We start from the raw sequence: 17,083 nt of genomic DNA, 5'->3' as shown, positions 1-17,083 counted from the left end.
GCACCTTCCTTTTTCGCAACAGCCTCTGCCACACGCGCGAAACTGGCGCCGAACCCTGCATGATAGGTGCCGGGGTCCAACAGGATGTAGAACTGCCCCAGATCATGGGGTTTTCCCTCCGCCACCTTGAGCCCCGCCACATCCAGCGAATTGACCGATCCGGTCATGCCTGCGGCCAGCAGTTCCGCCATCAGGCCAAAGCCCCAGCCTTTATAGCGGCCCGCACTGACCAAAGCACCTGTCAGCGCCGCCTCGCGGTTTGTCGTCGGCGCGCCGTTTTCGTCAACGGCCCAGCCAAGCGGGATGCTTTCGCCTGCAGCCTTTGCCATCGTGATCTTTCCCAAAGCCACCGCAGAGGTCGAGAAATCAAAGTGCATCACCGGCCCGTCTCAAGGCTTCGGCGCGCGCGACGGCCTTTGCGACCTCTGCAGCCTGCTTTTCGCCAGCACCATGGGTCAGAAGGGCTGCACGGCTTTGCGCCTCGATCTCGGTCACGGATACTTTCACGATGTCTCCAGTATTCCTCCGTTCAGGCGGACTTGACGGTCCATGCGGGCTGCGAGCTCCAGATTATGGGTTGCTATGACAGCGGCCAGTCCCGTGTCACGCACCAGCCCGATCAACGTGTCGAACACCCTGTCAGAAGTCTCGGGGTCAAGGTTTCCCGTCGGCTCATCCGCAAGCAGCAGGGACGGTTCGTTCGCGAGCGCCCGACAGAACGCGACGCGCTGTTGTTCGCCCCCCGACAGCGCGGCAGGACGGTGCGACGCGCGCTCTGCGATACCGACATGGTCAAGCAGGCCCATGGCCCGCGCTTGGGCGGCCTTTTCCGCGACCCCGTTGGCAAGCTGCGGCAGGATGATGTTTTCGAGCGCCGTGAATTCGGGCAGCAGATGGTGGAACTGATAGATGAAACCCACAGTGGATCGGCGCACAGCCGTGCGTTTGCGATCGGACAGATGCGTCATGTCCGTGCCTGCGATCTGCACCATCCCGCTGTCTGGCGTGTCCAGCAGACCGGCAATATGCAAAAGCGTGGATTTACCCGCACCCGAGGGCGCAACCAAGGCCACAACCTCGCCCGGTTTTACAGCCAGCGAAACACCTTGCAGGACGCGCACTTCGTTCGGCTTGCCCGCGTTGTAGGTCTTGATCAGATCGGTGACCTGAAGCGTGTGATCACTCATAGCGCAGCGCCTCGACCGGGTTCATGCGTGCAGCGCGGCGGGCCGGAAAGATCGTGATGATCCACGACAGGCCCAGCGACAGCGACATGGCCTTGATAACATCCTGCAAACGCAATTCAGCAGGGACGTTGTAAATGCCCCGGATCGACGGATCCCAAACACCGCCACCGGCCACATAGTTCACTAAGCTGAAAATCTGATCGACATAGATGGCAAAAAGACAGCCAAGGATAACGCCCAGCGCCGTTCCTATCGTGCCGATGCCCGCCCCGCAGATAAAGAATATCCGCAGGATCGACCCTTCGGTCAGCCCCATCGTGCGCAAGATGCCCACGTCGCGCCCCTTGTTTTTCACCAGCATGATCAAACCGCTGATGATGTTCATGGATGCCACCAGGACGAGGATCGACAGGATGATGAACATCACATTATCTTCGATAGTCAGGGCCCGCAAAAACCGCCCGACCCTGTCCTGCCAGCTATAGGCCCACATGCCGGGCCCTGCCGCGTTCGCAATTTCCTGTTTGAGCTCTTCGGACCGGTTGAGATCATCCAGCCTGACCTCCAGCTCATCGGCAACGCCGTCGCGGTTAAAGATCAATTGCGCCACATCGAAAGGCAGATAGGCGCGTACTTCGTCGATCTGGAAACGCCCGGTGGAAAAGATATAAACCACCTCATAGGCATTGCGCCGCGTCGCCTGCCCCATGGGTGTCGCGGCACCGGAACGTGTCGTGATTTCGATCCGGTCGCCGATCCCCAGCCCCAGATTATTCGCCAGCGCCGACCCAATCGCGATCCCATCGGGCAAATCGTCGATATTGCCGACAGTCCGTTCACTCTGGACAATCGCATCAGATGCTTTGAGGTCTTCCAGCCGGATGCCGTAGATATCCGCAAGCCCGATCTGCCCTGATCCCGAGGCCATCGCCTGCCCGCGCACCAAGGGCGCGACGGACTGAACCCCCTCCACCGCGCGGATATTATCGGCAACGCTTTCAAAGTCTTCGATCACACCGCGCGGCATCACCACCGTGACATGGGCATTGGCCCCCGCAATCGTGTCGATGAATTCGGCGCGGAAACCCGACCGCACCGCAAGGGTCGCGATCAGGGCAAAAACCGCAAGCGTCACGCCGATAAGGCTGATCCATGTCATCACGCTCACGCCGCCTTCGGCGCGTTTGGCACGGATATAACGCCACGCGATCATCCATTCGAATTTTGCAAAGGGACGTGTCGTCCTGACCTCGGCCATGGGTGCTCCTGCGTGACGTTTGCGGCAAGGTGGTGCGCGCGGGCGCAATGGTCAAGCCAAAGGGTGTTTATCTTTGCACACCGGATAATCTGGGGCGATTGCCCTGACTGTCGGGGACCAAGGCGGGACGGGTCAAAGGCGGGTCAGATTTGACAACCGGTGTTTTGCGCGTCTGCGCTTTGGGCTTGGCGGCAGTCATGCGACGGAAAGGCCAGACGAATACGCCGATCAAGGCCGCAAAGACGGCCCAACCGCCAAGAAACCCCGCACCAGCCGAAGCAGCACCAGCCATGCCAAGAGGCATCGCAGGCGTGAAATCTTCCCAGACCGCGCGCACTGTCGCAGGATCAGCCATCCGGTGCAGCAAGGTTAACCGCTCTAGCGGAGCGGCATCACGCAGGATCATCAGGTTTTCGCTGAGCCGCGCATGGCGGCCAAAGGTGCGTCGCCACAGCGCCTCTTGGGAAGCGACCAAAGGTGTCGCTGCCATGGCCTGCAACATCTCTTCGCGACCCATCCCATCAGCCAAGGCGGTTTCGTCAAATTCCACGGCCTGCCGTGTCAGCTCATCCACCTGACCGGCCAGCCGTTGCAGGTATTGCTGGGAGAATTCGGGCATCTGCGACAGGCCGGTCGCGCCGGTCAACCCACCAATCAGACACAAGGCCCGGATCATGCCAGCGCCCCGTTGCGGGAAATCATCTTCATCTGCTGCCTCGTGACATTTTAATTTTGTCGAAAGATAGCAGATTTTTGGCGCGGTGTTAACGGAACTGTCGGCTATGCGCGCTCTTTCGCGCGACCGTGACAGGAGTGGCTTTTCGACATGCTCACGCGATCCCCTCGTATATCTTGGCAATTTTCGCAACAGCCGCTTCCGGCGGCAGTTCTTCGCTTTCACCGGTGCGGCGGCTGGTCAACTCGACCACCCCGTTCTTGAGGCCCCGTGGCCCCACGGTAATCCGCCACGGCAGGCCGATCATATCCATCGTGCCGAACTTGGCCCCTGCGCGTTCGTCGCGATCGTCGTAAAGCGGTTCAAGACCCAATGCGGTCAGTGACGCATAGAGCGCCTCGCAAGCGGCGTCCGCCGCCGCATCGCCCTGACGCATGTTCAGGATACCACAGTGGAACGGGGTCACACCTTCGGGCCAGATGATGCCCTTGTCGTCGTGGCTGGCCTCGATGATCGCCCCCAGCAAACGCGACACACCGATACCGTGGCTACCCATGTGAACCGGCACCTTGTTGCCCTGCCCGTCATCGACCAAAGCCCCCATTGCTTCGGAATATTTGGTGCCGAAATAGAAAATCTGCCCCACTTCGATACCGCGGGCCGTCCGCTTGCGCTCTTCCGGGATCGCATCGAACAGCGCGGGGTCGTGGGTTTCATCGGTGCGCGCGTAACGGCTGGTGAATTCTTCCAGCACGGCCTGACATGCCGCATGATCGTCATAGTCGATCTGGCGGTCGCCGAATTTCAGATCGGTGATCTCGCTGTCATAAAACACCTCGCTTTCTCCCGTTTCGGCCAGCACAAGGAATTCATGCGTATCGTCGCCCCCGATCGGGCCACTGTCGGCGCGCATCGGGATGGCTTGCAGGCCCATGCGTTCATAGGTGCGTAGATAGCTGACCAGATGGCGGTTGTAGGCGTGCAGCGCGTCTTCCTTGGTCAGATCGAAGTTATAGCCGTCCTTCATGTAGAATTCGCGCGCCCGCATCACGCCGAAACGCGGACGGACCTCGTCGCGGAATTTCCACTGGATCTGGTAAAGGGTCAGTGGCAGGTCCTTGTAGCTGCTCACATGTGCGCGAAAGATATCCGTGACCAGTTCCTCGGCGGTGGGCGTATAAAGCATCTCGCGCCCGCCCCGGTCGGAGATGCGCAGCATTTCCTCGCCGTAGGCATCATAGCGGCCGCTTTCGCGCCACAGGTCTGCTGATTGGATCGTCGGCATCTGGATCGCGATATGTCCGGCGCGCGCCTGTTCCTCGTGCACGATATCTTCGATCTTGCGCAGCACCTTGAAGCCCAGCGGCAACCATGAATAAATCCCCGCGCTGGCCTGTTTGATCATGCCCGCCTGCAACATATAGCGGTGGCTGACGATCTGTGCCTCGCGTGGCGTTTCTTTCAGGACGGGCAGGAAATAGCGGCTCAGGCGCATGTGTTTGACCTTCTTGGATGCAAATGTTCGGATTGGTGTAATCTGCCGCGTGGGTCGTCGCAAGCAGGGACATGAAGATACAGCCCCGTGTTTTGTACAAAGCGGCACTTGCGTCATGATGCTGCACGTCGCATCTATGACGCAAGCAATCACGGATCATACATGGCACTTCCGGTCGGGCAGCAAGCGAAATACTGGGGCATCGCGACAGCGGTCTTTCTGACTACCCTGTGGTTTCTGGGCGATGTGATCCTGCCGTTTGTGCTGGGCGGGGCGATCGCATATTGCCTTGATCCTATCGCGGACCGTCTGGAACGCGCCGGTGCCAGCCGGGTGGTGGCGGTGGCCATTATCACACTAGTGACGATCCTGATCTTTGTGGTGCTGATCCTGCTGGTCATCCCGACGCTTGTGCAGCAAACTGCATCCCTTATTGATACAGCGCCCCAGTTCTTTGACCGGCTGCGTACGGGCCTGACCGAGCGTTTCCCGCAGATATTGGATAATGAAAGCGTTGCGTATCAACAGCTTTTGGCCATTGGCGAAACCATTCAATCCAAAGGCGGTGAGTTGGTAAACGGCCTTGTGTCATCCGCGCTCGGGCTGATCAACATTCTTGTCCTGATGGTCATCGTCCCTGTCGTGGCCGTCTATATGCTGCTGGACTGGGACAACATGACCAGCAAGATAGACGACTTGCTGCCGCGTGATCATGCCAAGACAATCCGCAGGTTGGCCCGCGATATCGACACAACATTGGCGTCGTTCATTCGCGGGCAAGGGACTGTGTGTTTGGTGCTGGGCACCTACTATGCCGTGGCGCTGATGCTGGCAGGGCTGAATTTCGGGCTGATCGTGGGCTTTATCGCCGGGTTGATCACCTTCATTCCCTATGTCGGGGCCCTTGTTGGCGGAACTTTGGCTGTGGGGCTGGCACTTTTCCAGTTCTGGGGCAGTGTCGAAATGGCCGATGGCGATGCAGTTTCCTATGTCACAAACTGGCTGCGCATCGGCATTGTCGCCGGTATCTTTGGTTTGGGGCAGTTCCTCGAAGGCAATATACTGACACCGAAACTGGTAGGCGGGTCTGTCGGTCTGCACCCTGTCTGGCTGCTTTTTGCGCTTTCGGTCTTCGGGTCGCTCTTTGGATTTGTCGGCATGCTGGTAGCCGTCCCGATTGCTGCGATGATCGGGGTCGTCGCGCGGTGGGGTGTCAGTCAATACAAGGACAGCCTGCTCTATCGTGGGCAGTCCGGGGACGAATAAATGGCAGATCAGCTTGCTTTTGACTGGCCGACAGGTGTTGCGCTGGGGCCGGATGACTTCTTTGTTTCCAAGGCCAATGCACAGGCCTATGCCATGATAGGGTCACCAGAAGCTTGGCCGGAAGGAAAGCTGGCGCTGATTGGGCCAGAAGGCAGCGGCAAAAGCCACCTGGCGCGCGTTTTCCAAGCGCAAAGCGATGCGCTCTTGGTCGCGGCTGATAGCATGGCTGCGGGCTTTCGGACTGACGCATCGACCGTGATCATCGAAGACATGGAAACGCTTGCGCAGTCTGCGGAAGAGGCGGTCTTTCACCTGCATAACAATCTGCGAAATGCTGGTGGCGCGTTATTGCTGACCTCGGGCCAGCCCCCAAGCCGCTGGCCGATCGCACTGCCCGATCTGGCAAGCCGGATGCAGGCCACGACCGTCGCCCAAATCGACAACCCCGATGATGCGCTGCTATCGGCGCTGATCATGAAGCATTTCGCGGATCGTCAGATCAACCCGCAGCCTGCACTGGTGCAGTACCTGTCGACGCGCATCGAACGCTCTTTTGCTGCGGCTGCTACCATCGTCGAGCGGCTGGACGCGGCGGCCCTAGCCCAGAGACGCAAGATCAATACCGCGCTGGCCGCCGAGTTGCTGGACAACGCAGATTGACACCGCGATACTTGTCATACAACCGCAACAAACGCGGTAGAAAAGGCCCCATGACTGACGCAAACTTTCTCGAAGGGGATTATCCTTCCCCCATGACACTTGACCTCGACCTGTCCAGCCCCGCGCGTTTCGTGAACCGCGAACTAAGCTGGATAAGCTTTAACCAGCGGGTGTTGGAAGAGGCGGAAAATGAACGCGTGCCACTGTTGGAACGGCTGCGTTTCCTGTCGATCTCGGCAACCAATCTGGACGAATTCTATACTGTACGTGTTGCCGGCCTGCGCGAACTGGCGAACGAGGGCAACACCACACCCGGCCTTGACGGACTGACACCCGCCGAACAACTGGTGGTAATCGACCGTGATGCGCGCGCCCTGATGGCGCGACAGCAGGAGGTTTTCATAGACCTGCAAAAACTGATGGCCGAGCAGGACATCCATATTCTCGAGCGCGATGCACTGAGCAAGGCTGACATCGATTACCTCGAAGATGTCTTTATCGAACAGGTGTTTCCCGTCCTGTCCCCTCTGGCGATCGACCCCGCGCACCCGTTCCCGTTCCTGCCGAACGAAGGCTTTGCACTGGCCCTCCAACTGGAACGACCCACTGACAAGCGCCAGTTACGCTCACTCTTGCCGGTGCCTGCGCAGATCGACCGTTTCGTGGCACTGCCTGCCGAGACCGGGCATCGGTTCCTGCCATTGGAAGAGCTGTTGCTCTTGCACATCGGGCGCCTTTTTCCGGGCTACAAGATCAAGGGAAGCTGTGCCTTCAAGGTACTGCGCGACAGCGATCTGGAACTTGAAGACGAAGCCGAAGATCTGGTGCGCGAATTCGAAACCGCGCTCAAACGGCGGCGTCGCGGCGAAGTGGTGCGGCTTAAAATCTCGCAGGGGGCGCCTGCCGCGCTACAGACCCTGATCATGTCTGAACTGCACGTGACAGAGGAAACAGTGGTCGAGGTTGACGGGCTGATCGGTATCGCGGACCTGGGTGAACTGGTGCTCGATAGCCGCTCCGACCTGCTTTGGCCGACATTCGCGCCGCGTGTGCCCGAAAGGGTGCAGGACCACGATGGCGACATGTTCGCTGCGATCCGGCAGAAGGATATGCTGCTGCATCACCCCTATGAAACCTTCGATATGGTAGTGCGCTTCCTGACGCAGGCCGCGCGCGATCCGAATGTGGTGGCGATCAAGCAAACACTCTACCGCACGTCGAAACGCTCGCCTATCGTCGAGGCACTCTGCGAGGCTGCGGAAGACGGCAAATCCGTCACGGCACTGGTCGAACTGAAGGCCCGCTTTGATGAAGCCGCCAACATCCGCCAGTCGCGGCGGCTGGAACGGGCGGGGGCGCATGTGGTTTATGGCTTCATGCAGTACAAGACCCACGCCAAGATCAGCACCGTGGTGCGGCGCGAGGGTGACAAGCTGGTAACTTACACGCACTTTGGCACCGGCAACTATCACCCGATCACGGCGCGGATATATACGGACCTGAGCCTTTTTACCTGCGACACCAAATTGGGGCGCGATGCGACCAAAGTGTTCAATTACCTCTCCGGCTATGCGCAGCCCGAAGGGCTGGAGAACCTCGCCATCTCGCCGCTGAACCTCAAGCAGACCCTGCTGGACCGGATCGCGGCAGAGGCCGAGAACGCCAAGAGCGGCAAACCGGCCATGATCTGGGCCAAGATGAATTCGCTCATCGAAAGCGACGTAATTGACGCGCTTTATGCGGCCAGTCAGGCAGGTGTGAAGATCAGCCTTGTCGTACGCGGCATCTGCGGGCTGCGCCCCGGCGTAAAAGACCTGTCCGAGAACATTCGCGTCAAATCCATTGTCGGGCGGTTTCTGGAACACTCGCGCGTCGTCTGCTTTGGCAATGGCAGCAACCTGCCGTCGAAAAAGGCCAAGGTCTATATCAGCTCGGCTGACTGGATGGGCCGCAACCTGAACCGGCGGGTCGAGACATTGGTCGAGATCAAGAACCCGACCGTCAAAGCCCAGATTGTCAGCCAGATCATGGCCGCCAACATGGCCGACATCGCGCAAAGCTGGGTGATGTCCGCAGACGGCAGCTTTGCCCGCGCTACGGTCGAAGAAGGAAAATTCGCGTTCAACTGCCACCGGTTCTTCATGGAAAACCCGTCGCTCTCGGGGCGCGGATCAGCAGGTGCGTCCGATGTTCCGCAGTTGACGCATACGGATGATTGATTGATACGTTCGCGCGGGGACGGCGACCGAGGGTTACGATGACACAAGCTCCTGCAGAGGACAAAATCGACTGGGGCCCGTTTGGACGTCCGCTCTTTGAAGATGCTGCCGCGAAACGGCTGAGCAGGGTTGGTGTGATTGACGTGGGTTCGAACTCTGTCCGTCTGGTGGTGTTTGACGGTGCCGCGCGGTCACCGGCCTACTTCTATAACGAAAAGATCATGTGCGCCTTGGGTGCGGGACTGTCCCATACCGGACATCTGAACCCGGAAGGGCGGATCAGGGCCCTTTCCGCAATCCGCAGGTTCGCTGCGTTGGCCGAAGGGATGGGTATCGCACCGCTCACGGCCGTTGCCACGGCGGCGGTCCGCGAAGCTTCTGACGGGCCCGATTTTCAGGCCGCAGTCTTGCGCGAAACCGGCATCAAGCTCTGGATCATCGACGGCAAGGAAGAAGCGCGGCTATCGGCGCAAGGTGTGCTGCTTGGCTGGCCCGGCAGCTACGGGCTTGTCTGCGATATCGGCGGTTCTTCGATGGAACTCGCCGACCTTGCAGAGGGCCGTGTAGGTCGGCGGCTGACCTCTGCGCTGGGTCCGCTGAAACTGCGCGAAATCAAGGGCGGGCGCAAAGCCGTCAAAGCCTACGTGCGCGAAACGATGGAACAGTTGCATGCCGAAATGGACTATGAGACCGGTATGCGCCTTTTTCTGGTGGGCGGATCGTGGCGGGCCATCGCGCGCGTCGACATGGAACGCTGCGGCTATCCGCTGACGGTCTTGCACGAGTACCGGATGAGTTCGCGGCAAATCAGCAAGACTGCCGAGTATATACGCAAATCCGACTTGCAAGAGCTGCGGAGCCGCTGCAACATTTCTGACAGCCGGATGTCGCTTGTCCCTTTGGCAGTGATCGTTCTCAAAGAACTGATGCGGACTTTCAAACCCAAGGACGTCGCGATTTCATCCTACGGTATTCGTGAAGGGATGCTTTACGAACAGATGCCACGCGCGCTGCGCGAGCGTGACCCTCTGATCGAAGCCTGCCGCTTTGCGGAATCGAAAGATGCGCGCCTGCCGGGGTTCGGCCGTGTCCTTTATGACTTTATCAAGCCGCTGTTTCCCCGCGCCAACTGGCAACGCAAACGTATCATCAAGGCCGCCTGCCTGCTACATGACGTGAGTTGGCGCGCGCATCCCGATTACCGCGCCGAGGTGACCTTTGACAATGCCACCCGCGCCAATCTAGGCGGGCTGAAGCATTACGAGCGCGTCCTGTTGGGTCTTGCCTTGATGAACCGCTACAGCAGCAAATCGGCCAGCTCCCGCTTTGATGCGCTTTTTGACATGCTGGATGAAGGCCAGATCAAGGAAGCCGAGGTATTGGGCAAGGCGATGCGCTTGGGCGCGATGCTCTGGCTGACCGCAGATGAAGCGCCGGGCACCCTGCAATGGAAACCCCAGAAACGCGAATTGTCCCTGCGACTGACCGAACATGCCCGCCCGCTTTTCGGCGAAGTCGCCCAGTCGCGGTTTGATGCATTGGCCGCAGCGATGGGGGCCTCTGGCAGCGTCAGCTTCAAGAAATAAGGCCGCTCAAGCCGCTTCAGGTCACTGATTCTTAAATCGGATTGATCTGCGGCACATTTTCGCCTTGTTTCCACAACCTTCAAATCAACAAAAATTCTAATTTCAAATAATTGTTTCCGATAACCCCTCCAAAACCGGCAGAAAGATAAGCTGAAAATTAACAAACGTGATTTTGACACCCCTTGGTCCGATTTTTGCCGCATTTCAATCGCTTTTTTGGCATGTTCGAGAGAAGTTAACTTATGTAAGTTCTTGTAGCGTGTGAGTGTGATCCTGCCCTACGGCAAGATAGGTAAATTTGGATGGTAGACGTGTTGACAGAATCAGTCAGATTCGATGTCGCGACAGCGGCGATAAAGGGTGGGCGTGACTATCAGGAAGATAGCCTCGTCGCCAGCTTTCCCCAAGGACAGGAAACAGGTTTCGCGGTTTTGGCCGACGGCATGGGCGGCCATCTGTCCGGTGACGTCGCCAGCGCGCTGGTGATGTCCGAGGTGTTCAGCCGGATCAAACTCAAAGAAATGCTGCTGGACAAGCAGATCACCGACATTTCCGGCCTGCTCTACAAGACGGCGACCGCCGCCAATCACCGCATCTCGCAGCACATCGAAGAAAAGCCGGACACCTATGGTATGGGCTCCACCCTGCTGGCCACCGTCATTCGCGGGGACGAGCTTTATTGGGTTTCGGTTGGCGACTCCCCTCTGTTTCTGTTCCGTGATGGTGAACTGCGCCAGTTGAATCAGGACCATTCAATGGCACCGCAGATCGATATGATGGTCAAGGTCGGCGCAATGGACCCAGAGGTCGGGCGCGATCATCCGGACCGCAATACGCTAACGTCCGCGATTGCCGGCGTCGACATAAAGAAAATAGATTGCCCCGATGCAGCCACGGCCATCCGGCCCGGTGACATCATCATCGTTGCCAGTGACGGTCTGCAATTCCTGTCCAATGACGAAATCACAGCGATCCTTACGAAAACGCAGGATGCGCACAGCAGCGAAATCTCGAACGCTCTTTTGCAGGCGATTGCGGACCTTGATGATCCGGATCAGGACAACACCGTCTTTACAGTCATCAAGCTGGGAGAGCGCCAGCAGGTCACACAGCCCGCAACAAAGGATGCAGCATCAGTGCTGGTCCAGCTCAGGTCCGATCTGGGGCGCAATGCACCTTTTGATCAGGCAGAAAAGAACTCGGCGGAACCCGTCGTCGCCCAGCCAGAAGCAACCCCGACCCAAAGCCCTGCCGACGTTCCAACCAAACGCATCATTCGTCTTGTTACGTCGCAATCGCGTTCATTCGACACGTCAGAGGTGGCAAAGCAAGAACCGACACATGCGGAACAGGTCAAACCGCAGGGCCGGGGCAGTTGGTACCGGCGGCAACGGTCCTCGAACGACTAGGGTTGCGCTAAAGCTCTATTGCTTCTCCGTCTTCCAGCTCAGGCTTCCACACAGGGGCGTCGGGGCTGCGGCGCATGATGATATCGCCATTGGGCAGGAATTCCGGCGCTTCATAATTGCGCAAGTCATCGACCTGCTCCAGCAACTCACCAAAAGCTGGACCGACCGACTGGACAAATTCGGCAAAGGCCGGTCCGATCTCTTCCAAGTTCTCGCGCAACGCATCAAGCGTGGGCTCCATCTCTTCCATCAGGCCACGCATCAACATCCGCGCGCCTTCTTCCATCAGGTTCAACCCCTGATTCATGTCCGTCTCAGGCGCGTCTTCCGCGACCAAAGGCGTCCACAAGAGAATTGCCGCCACTGTAAATCCATACATCGTTTTCATGGGGCAAGGTTAGGACCGTCACGGCACCAATTCAAATCACAAATTGATGTCAAGGATGACCGGGAAGTGATCCGAGGCAAGCAGGAGCGCCTCGCGCAGCATCTCATTTTTATAGCAGTCCGGATGATCGAAGGGGTGCCATATCTGCCATTCCGGTGATTTGGCACGCAGGCGGGGCGACACCATGACATAGTCAAGCAGCGCCTGGACATAAGGCTCGCCTTGTTGCTGGCTGCGGGCCGTAACAGGCATCGCGCCAAAGCGCCGCCCCAAGACCATGTGCGCATGAGGGTCATAAAGCCGCTCTTCGTCACCTTCACCCAAAACGATCTCGAGGCCGGAACGTCCAAAGAGCTTTTCGTATTCATCAAGGCCAGGACCATCGTTGAAATCGCCAAGGACGATCAGATCGTCGCCTGCCGCCAAATGTTGCGCGATCCGTTTGCGCAGCCAGACACATTGCGCCAGTTGCTTGCGCCGGTTCTGGATCGCGATACGCTTGGCCTCGGCGGTGTTCATCGCTCCGTGCGCCGCTTTGGATTTGGCATGCACACCGATCAGGCGCAACGGACCGCTGGCGGTGGTCATGGCGATCTCAAGCGGTGGTTTGGACCACACGATCGGGTCGGGATGGGCATCAAGATCCACACCCATGTGAAACTGGCCGTCAAACCGTGGGGCGGATGGATGGCTTTGCGGGTCGTGAACTGCCGTGACCGTATCGGGGTCGTAGAGCAGCGCAATTTCCTGACGGGTGTCGTTGGTGAAACCGGTCACAACCGCGCGCGTGCGCAGACCGAACCGGGCTGCAAAATGTTCAAGCGCCTTGCGCGTATCGCGGTGCGGGCTTGTGTCAGGCGCCTCGATGATCATCACGGCGTCGGCGTCCATTGCCGCAAACACGACACCCAAGCCTGCCGTCTGCTCTGCCTTGGTCACATCACAGCGCGACGACCAGGTGCCATCTTCGATCAGGACACCGTCGGCGTCGAAAAGACTGTTGAACCATTCCACGTTGTAGGTGGCAATCCTCATGTCCGGCTGCTCTGGATTTCCTCCCACGCGCGGTTGATCGCAACCATGCGGCGCTCGGCCAGTTTTACCGCTTCTTCGGGAACCCCGCGGGCCAGCATCTGGTCTGGATGCGTTTCGCGTACCAGCTTGCGCCAAGCCGCGCGGACCTCATCCATGGGCGTTGTCGGATCGACACCAATAACGTCGTAAGGGTCGCGATCGGCCTCGGCGACGAATTGCCCGCGAATACCCCGAAAGCGGCGTTCATCAAAGCCAAAGATTTCCGCTATTTCATGCAGGAAATCATCTTCTTTGGGGTGGTAAACGCCATCTGCCATGGCGATATGGAAAAGCCCTTCCAGAAGATCGCACAACGGACGGTCATCGTCGCCATACATCGCCTTGATGCGGCGCGCATAACTGTCGTACCCGGCGATATCCTGACGCGCGAGGTTGAAGACGCGCGCGGCGTTTACTTCTTCCTCGGGCGGGATCAGGAAAACCTCGCGAAACGCCACGACCTCGTCCTTGGTAACCAGCCCGTCGGCCTTGGCCATCTTTGCGCCCAGCGCGATCACGGCGATGGCGAAACCGACGGTCCGGTCGGGGGACGCCCGCAGTTTATCGAAGACCGCCAACAACCCCTCGCCTTTGGCAAGCGCGGCAATAGCTTCGGCCATCCGTGTCCAAATCGACATGGGGGTGCGTCCTTTAAAGGAATTTTTGCATCAAAACGAGATCTATCCAACGCCCGAACTTGAACCCCACTTCGGGCAGCGTTGCAACCTCTTGAAAACCAAGGCGGGCATGAAACGCCACAGCACCCCGGTTTTCGGCACTGCATCCGGCAAACATACTGTGTTTGCCCTCGGCTTTGGCGTGGGCGCAAAGCGCCTCCATCAATCGCCGCCCTGCACCATTTCCATGGCCTTCGTCATGCAGCATAATCGTGTGTTCGACAGTAAACCGATAGCCTTCACCGCCACGAAACGGAAAATACCGCGCAAAGCCCATGATGCGCCCGTCTTCTTCCCAGACAAGGCAATCCTGCGCCGTCAGCGTCGCGACTTCCTCTTCGGGTTTTTCGACCGGGTTGAAGGTAATTGTTGTCTCGCGGATCGCATGGTTCCAGATCGCTGCGATCTGTGCAGCGTCAGAGGGTATCGCTGCGCGGATCATGACAAGGTGCGAACGCCGTGAGGTGTTTCAAATGTCGCTTCCAACTTGAGCGGGCCGGTGACCATTTCAACGCGCGGGTCGGCAAGCTCCATCATCTCCAGCAAAGCGTCGGTTTCCGGATGACTGACCGCAAAGTGCAACAGTTTGCACCCGCTCGCTGGCAGCCTGTCTGCGGGGTGATGTGTGCCAGCAGCCCACTGTATCAGCGTCGGGAAAGCGCCCCCATAGGGCAGGCTGCCATCATCGGGCACCGTGATCTGCCACGCCAGATCGCCGCGCGTCAGGCCGCGCGGCGTACCGACGGCGGCAGGTGCTTTCGCCAGGGCACCGGCCAGATCATCGGTCTGGCAAATCCAGTTGGCCAGTCGCGGCGGCCCCGCAAAGTCATCCAGGCCGAACCACGCATGTCCCGCCTCGGGGACCGCATCAGGGTCTTTCGCAATCACCTCGAAATAGAGCCCGTCGGCCAGACCGAGCAGCGTGTTATGGGTGCCATAGCGCGGATGCTGGCCACCCGCTTGCAAGGCCACGCCCAATTGCTCTTCGACCCACGCCGTCCCTTCGGCAAGGTCCGTGCAGGCAACAGCAAGATGGTCCAGCTTGATCATCGCCCCCCCTAAGTCCGCGCGCTACGGATCAGATCGAGAATATCCGCTGCTGCCTTGGGGATATTCGTGCCCGGACCAAAGATCGCCTTGACGCCGCTGTCATACAGAAACTGATAGTCCTGCTGGGGAATAACGCCGCCGCAAATCACGATGATATCCTCGGCGCCTGCATCTTTCAGCGCCTGCACCAGTTTCGGTGCCAGCGTCTTGTGCCCTGCCGCCTGCGAACTGATGCCGATGACATGCACGTCGTTATCGATGGCATCCTGTGCAGCTTCCGCAGGTGTCTGGAACAGCGGGCCGACATCCACATCAAAGCCGATATCGGCAAATGCGGTGGCAATCACCTTCGCGCCACGGTCATGACCGTCCTGTCCCATCTTCACGACCAGCATCCGTGGTCTGCGCCCTTCTTCCTCTGCGAACGCCTCGACGCTGGACTGGATCGCCGCGAAACCTTCATCGCCTTCGTAGGCGGCACCATAGACGCCCGCCAATGTCTTGACCTCGGCACGGTGCCGTCCGAATACTTTTTCCATTGCCATGCTGATCTCTCCGACTGTGGCACGCGCACGGGAAGCCTCGACCGCTGCTTCAAGCAAGTTACCGCCTTCACTGGCCCGGCGTGTGACTTCTGTCAGTGCCGCTTCGCACGCGGCATCATCCCGTGCGGCCTTTGTCGTCTTGATCCGGGCGATTTGCGACAGGCGCACCGCGTCATTGTCGATGTTCAGAATGTCGATCGGGTCTTCGCTGTCTTTGCGGTATTTGTTGACGCCCACGACCACTTCGGTCCCGCGATCAATACCTGCCTGCCGCTTCGCCGCTGTCTCCTCGATCCGCAGCTTGGGCATGCCCGAGGCAACGGCCTTGGTCATGCCGCCCAAATCTTCGACTTCTTCGATGAGCTTCCATGCAGCCTCGGCCAGTTCATGGGTCAGGTTTTCCACATAATATGACCCCGCCAGCGGATCGACGACGTTCGTCACACCGGTTTCTTCCTGCAGGATCAACTGGGTGTTCCGCGCAATGCGCGCGCTGAATTCAGTCGGCAGCGCAATCGCTTCATCCAGCGCATTGGTGTGCAGCGACTGGGTACCGCCCAGAACCGCGCTCATCGCTTCATAGGCGGTACGGATCACGTTGTTGTAAGGGTCCTGTTCGGCAAGGCTGACACCGCTGGTCTGGCAATGGGTGCGCAGCATGGACGATTTGGGGTTCTTGGGTTCAAACTCGGCCATGATCCGCGACCACAGCAGACGGGCGGCGCGCAGTTTTGCGGCCTCCATGAAGAAGTTCATGCCGATAGCGAAAAAGAAACTGAGCCGTCCGGCAAACTGATCAACGTCCATGCCACGTGCAATGGCGGTGCGGACGTATTCGCGCCCATCGGCCAGCGTATAGGCCAGTTCCTGCACAAGGTTCGCGCCCGCCTCTTGCATGTGGTAACCGGAAATCGAGATCGAGTTGAACCTCGGCATCTCATTTGTGGTATATTCGATGATATCCGCGATAATCCGCATCGACGGTTCGGGCGGATAAACATAGGTGTTGCGCACCATGAATTCCTTGAGAATATCGTTCTGAATGGTGCCGGACAGCACGTTGCGCGGATGCCCCTGCTCTTCCCCCGCCACGATGAAATTGGCAAGGATCGGAATGACCGCGCCGTTCATTGTCATGGAAACGCTGACCTTATCCAGCGGGATGCCGTCAAAGAGGATTTTCATATCCTCGACGCTGTCAATCGCGACACCTGCCTTGCCGACATCACCCTCAACGCGAGGGTGGTCGCTGTCATAACCGCGGTGGGTCGCCAGATCGAACGCAACCGAAACGCCTTGCTGCCCCGCAGCCAACGCTTTGCGGTAAAACATGTTGGATTCTTCCGCCGTCGAAAACCCTGCATATTGGCGGATCGTCCAGGGGCGACCTGCGTACATCGTGGCCTTTACACCACGCGTGTAAGGGGCCTCACCCGGAATACCGCCCATATGCGGCAATCCGTCCGTGTCTTCGGCAGTATAGAGCGGCTGCACGGGGATACCTTCCAGCGTATCCCATGTGAGTGCCTCCAAAGGCTTGCCACGTAGCTCTTTGCGGGCAATCTCTTTCCATGTTTTCTTGTCAGACATCGA

At 58.8% G+C, this 17,083-nt stretch carries 16 protein-coding genes and 1 pseudogene; 5 read left to right on the top strand and 12 right to left on the bottom strand.

What is annotated here, in order from left to right:
* From R6T97_RS04700 to proS, 6 genes and pseudogenes are all read right to left on the bottom strand, one after another.
* A pseudogene (locus tag R6T97_RS04700) lies at positions 1 to 386 on the bottom strand (Ldh family oxidoreductase); the annotation flags it as partial.
* Positions 367 to 507 (bottom strand): hypothetical protein, encoded by a 141-nt coding sequence (locus R6T97_RS04695; protein WP_410348145.1) that lies wholly within the window; start codon positions 505 to 507, stop codon positions 367 to 369. The pseudogene R6T97_RS04700 and the gene R6T97_RS04695, both read right to left, overlap by 20 nt.
* A complete protein-coding gene (locus R6T97_RS04690) occupies positions 504 to 1,187 on the bottom strand; it encodes an ABC transporter ATP-binding protein (RefSeq protein WP_410348144.1) in 684 nt (227 codons plus the stop codon). The genes R6T97_RS04695 and R6T97_RS04690 overlap by 4 nt, the downstream gene beginning before the upstream one ends.
* On the bottom strand, positions 1,180 to 2,445 hold the full coding sequence (locus R6T97_RS04685; RefSeq protein WP_410348143.1) for an ABC transporter permease: 1,266 nt from the start codon (positions 2,443 to 2,445) through the stop codon (positions 1,180 to 1,182). Before R6T97_RS04685 ends, R6T97_RS04690 begins: the two co-directional genes overlap by 8 nt.
* Before the next feature lie 67 nt (positions 2,446 to 2,512).
* Entirely contained in the window at positions 2,513 to 3,121 is a 609-nt protein-coding gene (locus R6T97_RS04680; RefSeq protein ID WP_410348142.1) for a DUF2937 family protein, read from the bottom strand.
* A 154-nt stretch (positions 3,122 to 3,275) separates the two neighbouring features.
* Positions 3,276 to 4,616 (bottom strand): proline--tRNA ligase, encoded by a 1,341-nt coding sequence (gene proS / locus R6T97_RS04675; RefSeq protein WP_410348141.1) that lies wholly within the window; start codon positions 4,614 to 4,616, stop codon positions 3,276 to 3,278.
* Between the two features lie 162 nt (positions 4,617 to 4,778).
* Here proS and R6T97_RS04670 point away from each other — a divergent pair, with 162 nt between their 5' ends.
* From R6T97_RS04670 to R6T97_RS04650, 5 genes are all read left to right on the top strand, one after another.
* Positions 4,779 to 5,882, top strand: coding sequence for an AI-2E family transporter (locus R6T97_RS04670; protein WP_410348140.1), 1,104 nt, complete (start codon positions 4,779 to 4,781; stop codon positions 5,880 to 5,882).
* Entirely contained in the window at positions 5,883 to 6,542 is a 660-nt protein-coding gene (locus R6T97_RS04665; RefSeq protein ID WP_410348139.1) for a DnaA ATPase domain-containing protein, read from the top strand.
* Positions 6,543 to 6,592: 50 nt separating this feature from the next.
* Positions 6,593 to 8,761, top strand: coding sequence for an RNA degradosome polyphosphate kinase (locus tag R6T97_RS04660; protein ID WP_410348138.1), 2,169 nt, complete (start codon positions 6,593 to 6,595; stop codon positions 8,759 to 8,761).
* A gap of 38 nt (positions 8,762 to 8,799) precedes the next feature.
* Positions 8,800 to 10,347 (top strand): Ppx/GppA family phosphatase, encoded by a 1,548-nt coding sequence (locus R6T97_RS04655; RefSeq protein WP_410348137.1) that lies wholly within the window; start codon positions 8,800 to 8,802, stop codon positions 10,345 to 10,347.
* Positions 10,348 to 10,649: 302 nt separating this feature from the next.
* A complete protein-coding gene (locus R6T97_RS04650) occupies positions 10,650 to 11,756 on the top strand; it encodes a PP2C family protein-serine/threonine phosphatase (RefSeq protein ID WP_410348136.1) in 1,107 nt (368 codons plus the stop codon).
* Between the two features lie 7 nt (positions 11,757 to 11,763).
* On the opposite strand, the gene R6T97_RS04645 is transcribed toward R6T97_RS04650, so the two are convergent.
* The 6 genes from R6T97_RS04645 to scpA are packed head-to-tail and all read right to left on the bottom strand — an operon-like array spanning position 11,764 to position 17,080.
* The gene (locus R6T97_RS04645) at positions 11,764 to 12,144 is read right to left on the bottom strand and encodes an AAA+ family ATPase (protein WP_410348135.1); all 381 of its coding nucleotides are present in this window, start codon (positions 12,142 to 12,144) and stop codon (positions 11,764 to 11,766) included.
* 36 nt (positions 12,145 to 12,180) lie between these two features.
* A complete protein-coding gene (locus R6T97_RS04640; RefSeq protein WP_410348134.1) occupies positions 12,181 to 13,179 on the bottom strand; it encodes an endonuclease/exonuclease/phosphatase family protein in 999 nt (332 codons plus the stop codon).
* A complete protein-coding gene (locus R6T97_RS04635) occupies positions 13,176 to 13,856 on the bottom strand; it encodes a TerB family tellurite resistance protein (RefSeq protein ID WP_410348133.1) in 681 nt (226 codons plus the stop codon). The genes R6T97_RS04640 and R6T97_RS04635 overlap by 4 nt, the downstream gene beginning before the upstream one ends.
* Positions 13,857 to 13,869: 13 nt before the next feature.
* Positions 13,870 to 14,337 (bottom strand): N-acetyltransferase family protein, encoded by a 468-nt coding sequence (locus tag R6T97_RS04630; protein ID WP_410348132.1) that lies wholly within the window; start codon positions 14,335 to 14,337, stop codon positions 13,870 to 13,872.
* Complete coding sequence (locus tag R6T97_RS04625) at positions 14,334 to 14,945, bottom strand: VOC family protein (protein WP_410348131.1); 612 nt, start codon at positions 14,943 to 14,945, stop codon at positions 14,334 to 14,336. Before R6T97_RS04625 ends, R6T97_RS04630 begins: the two co-directional genes overlap by 4 nt.
* Before the next feature lie 8 nt (positions 14,946 to 14,953).
* Positions 14,954 to 17,080, bottom strand: a complete 2,127-nt coding sequence (gene scpA / locus R6T97_RS04620; RefSeq protein ID WP_410348130.1) for a methylmalonyl-CoA mutase — start codon at positions 17,078 to 17,080, stop codon at positions 14,954 to 14,956.
* Positions 17,081 to 17,083 lie beyond the last annotated feature (3 nt).

This window comes from Yoonia sp. (genome assembly GCF_046498525.1).
Classification (GTDB): domain Bacteria; phylum Pseudomonadota; class Alphaproteobacteria; order Rhodobacterales; family Rhodobacteraceae; genus Yoonia.
Note: the sequence above shows the minus strand (reverse complement) of the source record. Positions and strands in the feature narration are given on the sequence as shown.

Bases quoted from the DNA above. Each gene is read 5' to 3' on its own strand.
- R6T97_RS04685 (WP_410348143.1), bottom strand. From the start codon at position 2,445: ATGGCCGAGGTCAGGACGACACGTCCCTTTGCAAAATTCGAATGGATG.
- R6T97_RS04660 (WP_410348138.1), top strand. From the start codon at position 6,593: ATGACTGACGCAAACTTTCTCGAAGGGGATTATCCTTCCCCCATGACA.
- R6T97_RS04630 (WP_410348132.1), bottom strand. From the start codon at position 14,337: ATGATCCGCGCAGCGATACCCTCTGACGCTGCACAGATCGCAGCGATC.
- R6T97_RS04655 (WP_410348137.1), top strand. From the start codon at position 8,800: ATGACACAAGCTCCTGCAGAGGACAAAATCGACTGGGGCCCGTTTGGA.
- R6T97_RS04640 (WP_410348134.1), bottom strand. From the start codon at position 13,179: ATGAGGATTGCCACCTACAACGTGGAATGGTTCAACAGTCTTTTCGAC.
- R6T97_RS04670 (WP_410348140.1), top strand. From the start codon at position 4,779: ATGGCACTTCCGGTCGGGCAGCAAGCGAAATACTGGGGCATCGCGACA.
- R6T97_RS04680 (WP_410348142.1), bottom strand. From the start codon at position 3,121: ATGATCCGGGCCTTGTGTCTGATTGGTGGGTTGACCGGCGCGACCGGC.
- R6T97_RS04625 (WP_410348131.1), bottom strand. From the start codon at position 14,945: ATGATCAAGCTGGACCATCTTGCTGTTGCCTGCACGGACCTTGCCGAA.
- R6T97_RS04645 (WP_410348135.1), bottom strand. From the start codon at position 12,144: ATGAAAACGATGTATGGATTTACAGTGGCGGCAATTCTCTTGTGGACG.
- R6T97_RS04690 (WP_410348144.1), bottom strand. From the start codon at position 1,187: ATGAGTGATCACACGCTTCAGGTCACCGATCTGATCAAGACCTACAAC.
- R6T97_RS04650 (WP_410348136.1), top strand. From the start codon at position 10,650: ATGGTAGACGTGTTGACAGAATCAGTCAGATTCGATGTCGCGACAGCG.
- R6T97_RS04635 (WP_410348133.1), bottom strand. From the start codon at position 13,856: ATGTCGATTTGGACACGGATGGCCGAAGCTATTGCCGCGCTTGCCAAA.
- R6T97_RS04665 (WP_410348139.1), top strand. From the start codon at position 5,883: ATGGCAGATCAGCTTGCTTTTGACTGGCCGACAGGTGTTGCGCTGGGG.
- proS (WP_410348141.1), bottom strand. From the start codon at position 4,616: ATGCGCCTGAGCCGCTATTTCCTGCCCGTCCTGAAAGAAACGCCACGC.
- scpA (WP_410348130.1), bottom strand. From the start codon at position 17,080: ATGTCTGACAAGAAAACATGGAAAGAGATTGCCCGCAAAGAGCTACGT.